The organism is Methylorubrum thiocyanatum (genome assembly GCA_014138645.1).
Classification (GTDB): Bacteria; Pseudomonadota; Alphaproteobacteria; order Rhizobiales; family Beijerinckiaceae; genus Methylobacterium; species Methylobacterium thiocyanatum.
In genome coordinates, this window is sequence record JACJIB010000004.1 from 491,439 (window position 1) to 504,605 (window position 13,167).

The 13,167-nt window shown below is 70.8% G+C and carries 13 protein-coding genes; 6 read left to right on the top strand and 7 right to left on the bottom strand.

Annotated features, from left to right (window positions below; translation table 11 throughout):
• The first annotated feature begins 125 nt into the window (after positions 1 to 125).
• Positions 126 to 1,796: an aspartate ammonia-lyase gene (locus HNR51_RS13530; protein WP_182555246.1), complete on the top strand. Its 1,671-nt coding sequence runs from the start codon at positions 126 to 128 to the stop codon at positions 1,794 to 1,796.
• Positions 1,797 to 1,803: 7 nt separating this feature from the next.
• On the opposite strand, the gene HNR51_RS13535 is transcribed toward HNR51_RS13530, so the two are convergent.
• From HNR51_RS13535 to HNR51_RS13545, 3 genes are all read right to left on the bottom strand, one after another.
• A complete protein-coding gene (locus HNR51_RS13535) occupies positions 1,804 to 2,865 on the bottom strand; it encodes an SDR family oxidoreductase (RefSeq protein WP_182555247.1) in 1,062 nt (353 codons plus the stop codon).
• A gap of 168 nt (positions 2,866 to 3,033) precedes the next feature.
• Positions 3,034 to 4,350: a dicarboxylate/amino acid:cation symporter gene (locus tag HNR51_RS13540; RefSeq protein WP_182555248.1), complete on the bottom strand. Its 1,317-nt coding sequence runs from the start codon at positions 4,348 to 4,350 to the stop codon at positions 3,034 to 3,036.
• Positions 4,351 to 4,485: 135 nt separating this feature from the next.
• Positions 4,486 to 5,877 (bottom strand): GntP family permease, encoded by a 1,392-nt coding sequence (locus HNR51_RS13545; protein ID WP_182555249.1) that lies wholly within the window; start codon positions 5,875 to 5,877, stop codon positions 4,486 to 4,488.
• Between the two features lie 224 nt (positions 5,878 to 6,101).
• Between HNR51_RS13545 and HNR51_RS13550 the strand changes: the two genes are divergently transcribed.
• Together HNR51_RS13550 and HNR51_RS13555 are read left to right on the top strand one after the other, a co-directional pair.
• Positions 6,102 to 6,335, top strand: a complete 234-nt coding sequence (locus HNR51_RS13550) for a DUF4160 domain-containing protein (protein ID WP_210280008.1) — start codon at positions 6,102 to 6,104, stop codon at positions 6,333 to 6,335.
• The gene (locus tag HNR51_RS13555; RefSeq protein WP_182555250.1) at positions 6,322 to 6,804 is read left to right on the top strand and encodes a DUF2442 domain-containing protein; all 483 of its coding nucleotides are present in this window, start codon (positions 6,322 to 6,324) and stop codon (positions 6,802 to 6,804) included. Before HNR51_RS13550 ends, HNR51_RS13555 begins: the two co-directional genes overlap by 14 nt.
• Before the next feature lie 26 nt (positions 6,805 to 6,830).
• Here HNR51_RS13555 and HNR51_RS13560 read toward each other — a convergent pair whose 3' ends face one another.
• On the bottom strand, positions 6,831 to 7,322 hold the full coding sequence (locus HNR51_RS13560) for a GNAT family N-acetyltransferase (protein WP_182555251.1): 492 nt from the start codon (positions 7,320 to 7,322) through the stop codon (positions 6,831 to 6,833).
• A gap of 286 nt (positions 7,323 to 7,608) precedes the next feature.
• Between HNR51_RS13560 and HNR51_RS13565 the strand changes: the two genes are divergently transcribed.
• Positions 7,609 to 8,133, top strand: coding sequence for an Ig-like domain-containing protein (locus HNR51_RS13565; protein ID WP_182555252.1), 525 nt, complete (start codon positions 7,609 to 7,611; stop codon positions 8,131 to 8,133).
• Positions 8,134 to 8,153: 20 nt separating this feature from the next.
• Here HNR51_RS13565 and HNR51_RS13570 read toward each other — a convergent pair whose 3' ends face one another.
• A complete protein-coding gene (locus HNR51_RS13570; protein WP_210280009.1) occupies positions 8,154 to 9,005 on the bottom strand; it encodes a DUF3750 domain-containing protein in 852 nt (283 codons plus the stop codon).
• 291 nt (positions 9,006 to 9,296) lie between these two features.
• Here HNR51_RS13570 and HNR51_RS13575 point away from each other — a divergent pair, with 291 nt between their 5' ends.
• A complete protein-coding gene (locus HNR51_RS13575) occupies positions 9,297 to 11,420 on the top strand; it encodes a TonB-dependent receptor (protein WP_182555367.1) in 2,124 nt (707 codons plus the stop codon).
• 32 nt (positions 11,421 to 11,452) lie between these two features.
• Here HNR51_RS13575 and HNR51_RS13580 read toward each other — a convergent pair whose 3' ends face one another.
• Positions 11,453 to 11,920: a hypothetical protein gene (locus tag HNR51_RS13580; protein ID WP_182555253.1), complete on the bottom strand. Its 468-nt coding sequence runs from the start codon at positions 11,918 to 11,920 to the stop codon at positions 11,453 to 11,455.
• Positions 11,921 to 12,045: 125 nt separating this feature from the next.
• Positions 12,046 to 12,561, bottom strand: coding sequence for a peptide deformylase (locus HNR51_RS13585; protein WP_182555254.1), 516 nt, complete (start codon positions 12,559 to 12,561; stop codon positions 12,046 to 12,048).
• 326 nt (positions 12,562 to 12,887) lie between these two features.
• Between HNR51_RS13585 and HNR51_RS13590 the strand changes: the two genes are divergently transcribed.
• A complete protein-coding gene (locus tag HNR51_RS13590; RefSeq protein WP_012456129.1) occupies positions 12,888 to 13,148 on the top strand; it encodes a hypothetical protein in 261 nt (86 codons plus the stop codon).
• Positions 13,149 to 13,167 lie beyond the last annotated feature (19 nt).

The window sequence follows — 13,167 nt, forward strand, 5'->3', positions numbered from 1 at the left end:
ACAGGAAGCCCCGGCGGCAGGCGATTGACAGAGCCACCCGCACGGATCTCAACACCGTCCCGGCGGCAGCCGGCCGCGCGGATCCGACACCCCGGCCGGCCCGAGCATCGACCGGGGAGGCTCGCGTGGCGAAGACGACGGCGGACACCGAGACCCAGCGCTCGGCAGAGCACTCGGGCAAGGGCACGAAACCGGGCAAGAAACCGGGCAAGAATCCAGACAAGCGGGCGGGCAAGGGCAGGGGTAAGAGCGGGGGCAAGGGCGCCGCCAAAAAGGCCCTCCGCAAAGCCTCCCGGAACACCGTCGGGACGGAGCCCTCCCGCTCCGAGGAGGATCTGGCCGTCGCCACCGTGCGCAAGGTGGCGATGGAGACGGCCAAGACCCGCCCGGAACACGACCTGCTCGGTGAGGGCGAGGTGCCGGCCGACGCCCTGTGGGGCATCCACACCAAGCGGGCGGTGGCGAACTTCCCGATCACCGGTGTGCCGGTCGGGCATTATCCGGAACTGGTCCGGGCGCTCGCCCTGGTGAAGCAGGCCGCGGCGCGCGCCAACCACCGGCTCGGCTACCTCTCGAAGGCGAAGGCCGAGGTCATCGACGAGGCCTGCACCCTGGTCGCCACCGACCCGGTCTATGCCGAAGCCTTCGTCGTCGACGCGATCCAGGGCGGGGCCGGCACCTCGACCAACATGAACGCCAACGAGGTCATCGCCAATGTCGGCCTACGGCTGATGGGCCGGGCGCCCGGCGACTACGCCGCGCTGCATCCCAACGACGACGTCAACATGGCCCAGTCCACCAACGATGCCTACCCGACGGCCTTGCGGCTCGCGGTGATCTTCGCCACGCAACCCCTGGTGAAGGCCCTCGACGACCTCGCCTACGCCTTCAAGAGCAAGGCGGTGGAATTCGCCGACGTGCTGAAGATGGGCCGGACCCAGCTCCAGGACGCGGTGCCGATGACGCTGGGCCAGGAATTCGACGGCTTCCACGCCACCATCAAGGAGGACGTGGCGCGGCTGACCGAGATCGTCGGCCTCTTCCGCGAGGTGAATCTGGGCGCCACCGCGATCGGCACCGGCATCAACGCCGACCCGCGCTACGCCGCGCTGGCGGTGGAGGAGCTGTCGCGGCTCTCCGGCCAGCCGATGGTGCTGGCCTCCAACCTGATCGAGGCGACCTCCGATCTCGGCGCCTTCGTGCTGTTCTCCGGCACGTTGAAGCGCGTGGCGGTGAAGCTCTCCAAGATCTGCAACGACCTGCGCTTGCTCTCGTCCGGCCCCCGCACCGGGCTCGGCGAGATCCGGCTGCCCGCCGTGCAGGCCGGCTCCTCGATCATGCCGGGCAAGGTCAACCCGGTGATCCCGGAGGTGGTCAATCAAGTCGCCTACATGGTGATCGGCCACGACCTGACCGTGACCCTCTGCGCCGAGGGCGGCCAGCTCCAGCTCAACGCCTTCGAGCCCACCATCGGCTACTGCGTGCTGAGCTCCTTGCGGATGCTGAGCGCGGCCATCGACACCCTGACCAAGCGCTGCGTCGAGGGCATCGAGGCCGACCGCGAGCGCTGCCGCAGCCTCGTCCAGGGCTCGATCGGTCTCGTCACGGCGCTGGCGCCGACGCTCGGCTACGAGGCGAGTTCCCGCATCGCCCGCCGCGCCCTCAAGGAGAACCGGCCGGTCGCCGAGCTGGTGCTGGAGGAGGGCCTGCTGACCGAGGCCCAGCTCAACGCGCTGCTCGAACTCGAAGCCATGACCCATCCGACCCGGCGGCAGAAGGCCGGGACGGCGGGGTGAGATCCGCTCAGGGAATGACCCGGTCGGCCCGCAGCCGCTCGAACAGGTCGAAGAAGGCGTCGTCCGAGGGCTGGTAGTCGAGAAAGCCCAGGCGCCGGCTCTTGCTCATGTCGGTGACGACCTCGATTGGGCGGCCGAGATCGGCATCGGTGTGCCAGGCCGAGGCGAGGCGGTTCAGGTCGGGTTCGATCAGGCCGTGGCGCGCCGCGATCTCCGCCCAGAGCGGGGCGGCCCCCGCCAACTGGTGTTCGAGCGGGTTGACCTCGCCGTCGAAGGGGGCGGGCGTGATCCCGAACCACCGGGCGATCCGCCCCCACATCCATTGCCAGCGGAAGACGTCGCCGTTGACGACGTTGAAGGCCTCGTTGTGCGCGGCTGGCGTCACCGCCGCCCATTCGAGGTGGCGGGCCAGAAGCCGCGCGTCGGTGACGTCGGTGAGGCCGTTCCACTGCGCCGCCGAGCCGGGGAAGCGGAAGGGGCGCCCGGTCTCCCGGCACAGCGTGGCGTAGACGGCGAGCGTCACGCCCATGTTCATGGCGTTGCCGAGCGCGTAGCCGACGATGGTGTGCGGGCGGTGCACGCTCCAAGTGAAACCATCGCGCGCGGCGGCCTCGAACACCGCATCCTCCTGCGCGTAGTAAAAGTTCTCGACAGGGAGGCGCGGGAGTTCCTCGCGGAACGGCGTCGGCGGCAGGCTGCCCTTCCCATAGGCCTCGAACGGCCCGAGATAGTGCTTGAGCCCCGTCACCAGGGCCACGTGGCGCAGGCTCGTCGCCGGGCGCAGGGCGTCGAGGAGGTTTTTCACCATCGCCGCGTTGACGCGGATGTTCTCGGCCTCCGTGGCTTGGCGCAGCCAAGTGGCGAGGAAGACATGGGTCGGCGCCTGCCCGTCGAGCGCCCGGGCAAGGGCGGCCGGGTCGAGCAGGTCAGCGGCGACCGGGGTGACGCCGGCGATCTCGGGCGGGCGGCGGGCGAGCCCCGCCACCGTCCAGCCCCGCCCCACCAAGTGCCGCGCGAGATTGTTGCCGACGATCCCGCCGACGCCCGCGATCAGTGCCGTTCCCGCCATACCCGACTCCGGTCGTGTCCTCGGCTCCGTCACGACCGGTGCACGACCGGCGCGGCGCCTTACCCGTCGGAAACCGGTCTCGGGGCCATCCGTTCGGTCATACCCTCCATGCGCGGACTCGTTGTTTTTGCATCGTCCCGAAAGCCGGCGACGTTTCGGGACGAGGCTCTAGCCGGCGGTGAGGTCGACGCTCTCGCGGCCGTCGAGCACCCGCTCGGCGCGTTCCCGGTCGAGGTCGCCCTCCCAGGCGGCGACGACGATCGTGGCGACGCAATTGCCGATCAGGTTGCCGGCCGCCCGGGCGATGCCGACGAACCAATCGACCGAGAGCACCAGCACGAGGCCGATCGCGGGAATCGAGGGGACGGCGTTCAGGGTCGCGGCCAGGATCACGATGGCCGAGCCGGGCACGCCGTGGGCGCCCTTCGAGGTGATCAGCGAGACGCCGAGCACCAGCATCAGGTCACCGAACGAGAGCGGCGTGTTGGTCGCCTGGGCGATGAAGACGACCGCGAGCGTCAGGTAGATCGAGAAGGCATCGAGGTTGAAGGAATAGCCCGTGGGCACCACGAGACCGACGGTGGACTCCTTCACTCCGAGCCGCACGAGCTTGCGCATGACCTGCGGCAGCACCGCGTCGGAGGAGCTGGTGCCGAGCACGATGGTCAGCTCCTCGCGCAGATAGATCAGCAACTTGACGAGGCTGAGGCCCGCGAGCCGCATCACCGCGCCGAGGATCACGAACACGAACAACGCCACCGCGAGGTAGAACAGGGCCACGAGCGAGAGGAGCTGCGCCAGCGAGCCGATGCCGTAGCGGCCGACCGTGTAGGCGACGGCGCCGAACACCCCGAGCGGGGCCACCCGCACGATCAGGCCCATGGCCTTGAACAGCACCGTGGCCAGCGCGTCGATCAGGTCCGAGACCGCCCTGGCCTTCTCGCCGCCGACCAAAGCGAGGCTCGCCCCGAACAGTACGGCGAAGAACAGCACCTGCAGGACGTCGTTGCGGGCGAGCGCGTCGAACACGGTCTTCGGGATGACGGCGAGAAGGAACTGCGCGATGCCGCCGCCCTGCAGCTTGTGCGCGGAATCGGCGTAGCTGCCGAGCGCCCCGGCATCGAGGCCTCCGACATCGACATTCATGCCGTGGCCCGGCCCGACGAGGTAGGCGAGCGCGAGCCCGAGCACGAGGGCCACGCTCGTCATCGCCTCGAAGTAGATCAGCGCCTTCACGCCGACCCGCCCGACCTTCCTGAGGTCGCCGGCCCCGGCGATGCCGTGCACGACGACACAGAACACGATCGGCCCGACGATCATCCCGATCAGCCGGAGGAAGGCGTCGCTCAGGACCTTCAGCACCCCGGCGACGCCGGGCGCCAGCACGCCGACGAGGATGCCGGCCAGGAGCCCGGCGATCACCTGCACGAACAGGGACTTGTGGAGCGGCGCACGCGCGGAAGGCAGGGTGGCGGCTGTGCTCATCGATGGGGGCCTCCGGGGGTTGTCCATCGCGCCCCGTTGCCGCCGGACCGGCCTTAGCCTCGGCCTGAGATGCGCTTTCAGCGCATCAGGGCGCAACGTCCGATAGCCACCCGCGCAACGTAGGCGGGCACAATCCTAGACCAAGCCGGTCAGGTAGTAGACCCCGATCACGAAGAATACGGCCACGGTCTTGATGATCGTGATGGCGAAGATGTCGCCGTAGGACTGCCGGTGGGTGAGCCCCGTGACGGCGAGCAGCGTGATGACGGCGCCGTTATGCGGCAGGGTGTCCATGCCGCCGCTCGCCATGGAGGCGACCCGGTGCATCACCTCCAGCGGGATGCCCGCCGCCTGCGCCGCCTCGATGAAGCGGCCGGACAGGGCGGCGAGCGCGATGGAGAGCCCGCCCGAGGCCGAACCGGTGACGCCGGCCAGGACGTTGACCGTCACCGCCTCGTTGATGAGCGGGTTCGGGATCGCCGAGAGCGCGTCGGAGATCACCTTGAAGCCGGGGAGCGCGGCGATGACCGCGCCGAAACCGTACTCGGTGGCGGTGTTCATGCCGGCGAGCAGCGCGCCCGCCACCGCCGCCTTCGACCCCTCGGAGAAGCGCTCCGCGAGGTTGCGGAAGCCGAGGATCACGGTGGCGACGATGCCGAGCAGAAGCGCGCCCTGCACCGCCCAGATCGCCGCCACGGTCTTGATCGGCACGGTCACGGGGTGGGCCGCCATCTCCGGCGTCAGCGCCGCGCTCGCCTGCTCGCCGTAGGAGGCGGTGATCCACGCGAGCAAGAGCCGGTTGCCGATCCCGACGACGAGGAGGGGCAGGAGCGCGACCAGGGGGTGGATGACCACCCAATCCTCGACCGCCTGCGGCTCGTTGGTATGGCCCTCGCCGTAGCCCTCGTCCCCGGCCCGGCGGCGGCGCCATTCGAGGTAGGCGACGCCCACGCCGAACACGAAGAGCGCGCCGATCACCCCGAGCCAGGGGGCGGCGTAGGCGTCGGTCTTGAAGAAGGAGGCCGGGATGATGTTCTGGATCTGCGGCGTGCCCGGCAGGGTGTCCATGGTGAAGGTGAAGGCGCCGAGGGCGATCGTGCCGGGGATCAGGCGCTTCGGAATGTTCGAGCGGCGAAAAAGCTCGGCGGCGAAGGGGTAGACGGCGAAGACCGCCACGAACAGCGAGACGCCGCCATAGGTGAGGATGGCGCCGACCAGCACGATGGCGACGATCGCCCGCCCCTCGCCCAGGAGCCCGGTGACGGCGCCGACGATGGAGCGGGCGAACCCCGAGATCTCGATGAGCTTGCCGAAGACGGCTCCGAGCAGGAAGACGGGGAAGTACAGCTTCAGGAAGCCGACGAGCTTCTCCATGAACAGCCCGGAGAACAGCACCGGCACGGCGGCCGGATCGGTCAGCAGCACCGCGCCCATGGCGGCCACGGGGGCGAACAGGATCACCGAGAAGCCGCGATAGGCGATCCCCATCAGGAAGAAGAGCGCCGCGAGGCAGATCAGGAAGCTCAAAGCGGTGCCCTCCCGGAGCACTGTTCCGACGGGCCGGCCATCGGCGTACGGAGGACAATGCGAAGTCGCAGGCCTCTGGCCCCCGAGTGTCTCTCGACCATCATGTCCGTGCCGCGGGCCGTTTCAATACGGCCGCGCTACAAACCGGCCGGGACGCGTTGCCCGAACCCGGTTGCTTTGGTGCAATGGTTGCACCATGATTTGGCACGAAGAGCCGACGTGCCGTGCCGACCTATAAGATCTTCGATGCCTTCCGGATCGAGCTGCGCTCGCGGGATCATGCCCCGCCCCATATCCATGTGGTCGGTCCAGACTTCCACGCCCTGATCACGATCCGGGACCTGCAGGTGCTGCGCGGCACGATCACGCGACGGGCGCTGACCGAAGTGGTGGCTTGGGCCGAGGGACGGCGCGACGAACGGATGGCCGAATGGAGGCGCCTCAATGAGCGCGACTGACAGGATTACGGTGGGAGAGCCGCTGCCGCGCCTCGCTTCGGTCGTGGCGGGCGGGCCCTACGAGGTCGCCCTCACCTGGGCGGAGGGCGCGCGCGTCGGCCGCAGCGATGTCGTCGATCTCGCTCCGATCATCCTGACCTACAAGGTCTTCCGCCCCCTGCGCGAAGACGCCGCCCAGTTCCGCGCCGTCCGGCTCGGCGAAGGGGGTCGGTCCATCGTCTGGCCGGACGACGCGGACCTCGACATCGGCGCCGACAGCTTGGAGGGGCTGGCCGAGGAAACGATGACGAACGCCGATTTCGCCGCCTTCCTTCAGCGCCACGGGCTGACCTACGACGCGGCGGCGGCCCATCTCGGCATTTCCCGGCGCATGGTCGCCTATTACGCGAAGAGCCACGCCGTACCGCGGGTCCTGGCGCTCGCCTGCCGGTACATCGATCTTCAGGCCGACGCCTCCCGCGCGGCATAGGGACCGTCGCGGCTCCTCAAGCCGCCTCACAGGCTCCGGTGCATCACCAGCGCATCGACCGGCCCGTGCACGGGATGGCGGAACACGCCGGGCAGGCGGCCGACCTCCCGCAGGCCGAGGCTCGTCCACAGGGCGACGGCATGGGTGTTGGTGGCGACGACGATGTTGAACTGCATCGCCGTGAAGCCCTGAGCCCGGGCGGCCTCGAAGGAATGCAGGCCCATGGCGCGGGCGACGCCGCGGCCCCGCGCCATGGGATGCGTGGCGTAGGCGCCGTTGGCGACATGGTCGCCGGCCCCGAGTTGGTTGGCGCGGATGTAGTAGCTGCCCAGCACCGCGTCGGCGTCCTGCGCGACGAAGACATGGTGGGCCGGGGAGAACCAGTAGGCGAGCGCCCGCGCCCGGTCCCAGTCCCGCGGCAGGGCGTAGGCCTCGCCCGCGCGCAGGATCGGCTCCAGGATCGTCCAGATCGCGTCGTGGTCGCGGCTCTGGGCCGGGCGGATCAGCAGGTCGGTCATCGTGTTCGGGAAGGGGTCAGGGAAGGGGTCGGCGGTCGAGAACGGTGCCCGCACCGGTAGCACGAATCGGGGGCGGCCGGATCTTCCGGCTTAGGCACCTGCCCCATTCGGACGACGCGCCACGCGCGCGCAGACGAAACGTGTCCCAAGATGCGGAAGAAGCTCGAAGAATGGCCTTTCCTCCCTGCCCGCGCCCGGCGTTGACGGCAGGATTTTTCTTCAATGAGACTTCCCGTGCGGTCGCGCCGCGCGGCTGCCCAACACGATGTTCGAGGGAGCAAACGCGATGTATCGCAGATCGACGATCCTTGCCGTCCCCCCTGCCGCCGCCTTTGCCGCCGCTTTGTCGCTGGCCCCGGTCCTTCCGACGGCCGCCCTCGCGATGCCGATGGGCGGAAGCTTCACCGGCCGCGTCGACAGTCAGGCGCCGCAGGTGCTGGGGCCCAACGAGGTCAAGCTCCAGCAGACCGCCTCCGGGATCAACACCGGCCCCGGCACCCCGCTCGACGGCGCCCGGGTGCAGTGGGTGGAGACCGTCACGCTCAAGAACGGCCAGGGGCCGGTGCAGGGCACCATCACCTTCACGACGCCCGGCGGCACGACCTCGAGCCTCTACCGGGGGACGGTCACGACCGACGCCCAGGGCCGCGTCACGGCAACCGGCACCTACCGGGACAGCGCGGCCACCGGTGAGTTCGCGGGCACGAAGGGCAAGGGCAGCTTCTCCCTCGCCTACACGTCGAAGACCGAGTTCGCCGGCCAGTGGCAGGGTGAGGTGACGCTGCCGGGCCAGAAATCCTCGAAGCGCTGAGGCCCCCTTCCGGGGACATCTCAGCCGGAGACGGGGCGGGTCGCCGAACGGGGCTCCGGCGACGGCACCGCCTTGCCCGCGTCTGCGCCGGGAATCAGCGCGATCCGGCCCCAGCCGGGCAGCTTGAGGGCCGGGCGGCGCCAGTCGAGACCCGCCACCGCGCCGAGCAGGTTGAGTTCCAGCCCGTCGACCCAGCCGAGCGTGAGGCCGACATAGCCGCGCCAGGACAGGCGCAGGCCGGTGCCGCTCGGGGTGAGTTCGGCGAAGCGGCCCGGCGGCGTCCAGTCCTTGCCCAAAGCGGTCGGCGGCAGCGGCACGTCGTTGTCGGGGATGCGCGCGACGACGTGGGCGGCGAAGGTGTTCGAGTTCGGCCCCGGCCACGCCCGATAGGAGCCCTGGCTGCGATAGGGATAGTCGGCCACCGCCGCGCGGATGCCGGGGATCGCCCGCGCCGCTGCCTCGCCGTCGAGGGCCAGCACGCTCTCCGGCGCGTTGCCGAACCAGCGCCCGTCCGGCGCGTAGGCGTCGGTGCGCACGGGCGCGCCCCAGCCGACCACGTCGTAGCGGGTGTAGCGGGGCGCGCCCGCCTCCTTGATCACCACCCAGCTGTGATGGGCGAAGATGCCCCGCCAGCGCCCGACCCGGGCGGCGTAGACCCGCACCATCGCTCCCGGCACGGCGGCGGCCGGCGGCAGCAGGCCCGCGCTCGACCAGTCGGCCGTCGACCAGTTCTCCGCACGTCCCCCTTTCGCATTCCACCACAGGGCGTGGGTCGCGAGCGGCACGAGGAAGAGCAGGACGAGGAGGGCGAGAGCGAGGAGGAGAAGGCGGAGGGCAGGCAGGAGCACGTCGGGAGGCACGCTGGCAGACATCGGGTTCCGGAACAGAAGATCCCGACAGGCAACACCCCCCCCGGAACGAGACTGCAATGTCACGTCCGGCCCCGCTCGGTACAAGCGCCTGCGACGCCGCGCACCGGCCCACGCAGCGCGCGCCGTGCAGCCGCGCACCGAACGTGCCTCTGATGCAGGCCGGCCACACATCGAGGCTCGCGGCGGAAGGCGGGGCGGATAGGCCTTGCAACGTTGTAACACCCCTGTGATGAAACATTGTAACGTGACAAGGTTGGATCGACGGGAATGCGGCGCGGACGTTCGGGACGGATGCTGCTGGCGGCGGGGGCGGTGCTGAGCGCGGCCCCCGGAACCATCCCTGCGCTGCGGGCGCAGGAGGCGACCACGCTGGAGGAGATCAGCGTCACCTCGGTGAGCCCGATCCAGGGCCGGCCCGCCGCCCCCTCGCCCGCGCCGGCCACCCTCCCCGCCCGTGCGGCCGAGGTGCTGCCGGTGGTGACCAACACCTTCTCGCCGGTGACGGTGGTGCCGCAGGAGCGGATCGCCCGCGACCAGCCGCGCACGCTCGGCGACGCGCTGTTCGACCGGCCAGGCATCTCCGCCTCGACCTACGCGCCGGGGGCGGCCTCGCGGCCGATCATCCGCGGCCTCGACAACGCTCGGGTGCGCATCCAGGAGAACGGCATCGTCAACGGCGGCGTGTCCGATCTCGGCGAGGATCACGCGGTGCCGATCAACCCGCTCAACGCCAGCCGGATCGAGGTGATCCGCGGCCCCGCGACGCTGCGCTACGGCTCGGGCGCGATCGGCGGCGTGGTCTCGACCGAGAACAACCAAGTGCCGACCTTCATCCCGGCGCGCGGGGTCACCGGGCAGGTCACGACGGGCTACACCACGGTCGATAACGGGCGGACCGGCGCGGCGAGCGTCGATGCGGGTGCCGACGGCATCGCGGTCCACGCCGACGGCTTCAAGACCGCCACCGATTCCTACGCGATCCCCGGCGGCATCCAGCGCAATTCGGCCACCGAATCGCAGGGCGGCTCGGTCGGCATCTCGGCCATCGGCGACCGCGGCTTCCTCGGCCTCTCCTACAGCCATTACGACGCGATCTACCAGATTCCCGGCGGCGAAGCCGAGGAGGCGCGCACCCGGCTGACCCCGAATCAGGACCGCCTGCTCGCCCGCGGCGAGTACCGGCCGCTGAACGGGCCGTTCGAGGTGCTGCGGTTCTGGGCCGGCGGTTCGGTCTACCGCCACGAGGAGATCGGCATCGGCGAGGACGGGGTCGAGGGCGTCCAGGCGATCTTCAAGAACCGCGAGGTCGAGGCCCGCTTCGAGGCCCAGCACGTTCCGGCCTTCACCGCGCTGGGCACGCTCACCGGCGCGGTCGGCGTCCAGGCGGGCCGGCGGGTGCTGAACTCGCAGCTCGAGAGCTTCCTGCCGCCGACCGAGTCGCGGATGCTCGCCGGCTACCTGTTCGAGGAGCTGGCGGTGGGCGGCGGCCTGCGATTCCAGGCGGCGGGCCGGATCGAGGGCGACCGGCTCAACAGCATCGCGACGCTGTTTCCCGGCGACTTCCTGCCCGACGGCACCGATCCGGCGAGCTTCGCCCTGACCCGCCGCTTCGCCCCGAAGAGCGCCAGCATCGGCGCCCTGCAGGATCTGCCCTACGGCTTCGTGGCGAGCCTCAACGGCTCCTATGTCGAGCGCGCGCCCACCGGCTACGAGCTGTTCTCGCAGGGGCCACACGATGCCACCGCGACCTTCGAGATCGGCGATCCGACCCTGCGGCTGGAGCGCGCGCGCACCGTCGAGATCTCCCTGCGCCGGGCGGACGGGCCGCTGCGCCTCGACGCCACCGGCTACTACACGCGCTACACCGGCTTCATCTTCAAGCGCGACACCGGCAACCGCTGCGACGACGACTTCGCCTCCTGCGGCACCGGCGACGAGCTGCAACAGGTCGTCTACTCGCAGGCCAACGCCACCTTCTACGGGGCCGAGATCGGCGCGCAGCTCGACCTGTTCGCGGTCGGCGACGGCTGGGCGGGCCTCGAGGCGCAGTACGACTTCGTCCGCGCCCAGTTCGACGACGGCTCCTACGTCCCGCGCATCCCGCCCCACCGGCTCGGCGGCGGCGCCTTCGTGCGAGCGAACGGCTGGTTCGCGCGGATCAACCTGCTCCACGCCTTCGACCACACCGAGATCGCCCCGTTCGAGACGGTGACGCCGGGCTGGAACGACCTGCGCGCCGAACTCGCCTACACCCAGGCGCTCGACCCCGCGGTCTACGGCGCCACCGAGGTGACGCTCGGCCTCCAGGGCCGCAACCTGCTCGACGACGACATCCGCAACTCGGCCTCGTTCAAGAAGGACGAGATCCTGCTACCGGGCCGCAACCTCCGCCTGTTCCTGACGGCGCGGTTCTGAGACCGCGCGGCCTAGGGGCTGCCCGCGCCGCCTTACTTGCCCGCCGGGTTGCCGCCCGCCGCATTGCCGCGGGGCGGCTTTGCCGCCGGGGCCGCCGGGCGCTCGGGCGGCGTGACGGCGCCCGCCACCGTCCAGTGGCACACCGCCGTACCCTTGAGGGTGAGGCAGTCGTAGGCGCGGCCGTTGAGGGCGACGTGGTCGGCGAGGCCCATGACCGCGGCCCGATCCACGGGGCGGCAGCCGAGATCGGATTTCGGATCGGTCGCGAGGGCGAGCGCGGCGGCGCGATCCTCCCCCGCGCTGCGCAGGAGGCTGCGCAGGTTGGCCAGCGAGGTGCAGCCGACCGCGGAAGCCGGCCGGGCCTGCGCCTTCGGATCTCCCGCCCTGCCCCCCGTGCCGGGCGCGGTGGCCTGCGCGAAGGCGGCCGGCGCGGACAGAGCCAGAGTTACGACCGCCGGAGCGGCGAGGGTCCGGAAGACGCGGAGCAGCGGGCGGGACATGGATCGGCCTCGGGCGGCAGAACCCCTTCCCGCATGGCCGTTGCCGGCCCCCGGACCGGAGCACTGAAGCCCGCCATACCATGCCCGAGGCCCCGCACCGAGCGCCGCCGCCCCGGCGCCGCGCCTCACGATCCCGCGCGCGCCTGCTGCGTCCGCAGCTTGGCGAAGCGCTTGAGGACGCGCTCGCGGCGCAGCCGGCTCAGCCGGTCGATCCAGAAGATCCCGTCGAGCTGGTCGATCTCGTGCTGGAGGCAGGCGGCGCGCAGGCCCTCGGCCTCCTCCTCGTGCTCGGCCCCGTCGAGGTCGCGGTAGCGCACCCGGACCCGCGCGGGCCGCTCCACCGGCTCGACGACCCCCGGCATCGAGACGCTCCCCTCCGGATGCGCGGCCCGCTCGGGCGAGGCCCAGACGAGGACGGGATCGACATAGACCGCGTGCGGCTCGTCCGGTTGCAGGCGGATCACCACCACCCGTTCGGGACGGCCGATATGGATCGCGGTCAGCCCCATCGCCGAGACGGCGCCGAGGGTGTCGAGCACGTCCGCCGCCAGCGCGCGCACGCCCTCCCCCGTGGCGGTGACCGGCCCGGCTGCCCGGTGCAGGCGGGGATCGGGATAGAGGACCAGCGGACGGGCGGGCATGGCACGGCTTCCAGGCAGGACGTCTGTTCCGCTCCGTGCCCGATCGGGCCCCGCGGCGGAACGCTTGCGGGCTCCCATACCAGAGTGCGCCGCCGATGCCGCGTCAGGCGATTTCTAGGAGCTCCCATCGCGGGCCGGACCGATCGGGCCGGCGGGGGCGGCCTTTCGCCTGCACCGTGCCCATAACGATGCGCGGCGGACCCGGGCGACAAAGACGTTTTGCAATGGAGGGCGGCCGATCCGCTGTCAGAGGCCGGATCAGGGAAATATCGGAACCTGATCAGCGCCGATGCATTGGCCCCCGAACCCAGAGGGAGCAAGATATCATGACGAAGACCATGACCGCCCTGCTCGCCGGCACTGTCGTCGCGGCGAGCATCACCGTCGCCGCCCCGGCCTCGGCGCAGTCGATTACCATCGGCCCGAACGGTCCGGGGATCGACCTTCGGTCCCGGGGGCAGCGTGAGCGCGACTACGACCGCGAGATGCGTCGTCGCGACCGGGACGATTATTACCGCGAGCAGCGCTTCCGGGAACGCGACCGCGACGACCGGCGCGGTTACGGCCGCCGCAGCTACGATTACTGATCGCGGATGCGGAACGCGG

Excerpts from the sequence above, each read along its gene's own strand:
- HNR51_RS13535 (WP_182555247.1), bottom strand. The coding sequence starts at position 2,865 with ATGGCGGGAACGGCACTGATCGCGGGCGTCGGCGGGATCGTCGGCAAC.
- HNR51_RS13540 (WP_182555248.1), bottom strand. The coding sequence starts at position 4,350 with ATGAGCACAGCCGCCACCCTGCCTTCCGCGCGTGCGCCGCTCCACAAG.
- HNR51_RS13555 (WP_182555250.1), top strand. The coding sequence starts at position 6,322 with ATGAGCGCGACTGACAGGATTACGGTGGGAGAGCCGCTGCCGCGCCTC.
- HNR51_RS13560 (WP_182555251.1), bottom strand. The coding sequence starts at position 7,322 with ATGACCGACCTGCTGATCCGCCCGGCCCAGAGCCGCGACCACGACGCG.
- HNR51_RS13565 (WP_182555252.1), top strand. The coding sequence starts at position 7,609 with ATGTATCGCAGATCGACGATCCTTGCCGTCCCCCCTGCCGCCGCCTTT.
- HNR51_RS13570 (WP_210280009.1), bottom strand. The coding sequence starts at position 9,005 with ATGTCTGCCAGCGTGCCTCCCGACGTGCTCCTGCCTGCCCTCCGCCTT.
- HNR51_RS13575 (WP_182555367.1), top strand. The coding sequence starts at position 9,297 with ATGCTGCTGGCGGCGGGGGCGGTGCTGAGCGCGGCCCCCGGAACCATC.
- HNR51_RS13580 (WP_182555253.1), bottom strand. The coding sequence starts at position 11,920 with ATGTCCCGCCCGCTGCTCCGCGTCTTCCGGACCCTCGCCGCTCCGGCG.
- HNR51_RS13585 (WP_182555254.1), bottom strand. The coding sequence starts at position 12,561 with ATGCCCGCCCGTCCGCTGGTCCTCTATCCCGATCCCCGCCTGCACCGG.
- HNR51_RS13590 (WP_012456129.1), top strand. The coding sequence starts at position 12,888 with ATGACGAAGACCATGACCGCCCTGCTCGCCGGCACTGTCGTCGCGGCG.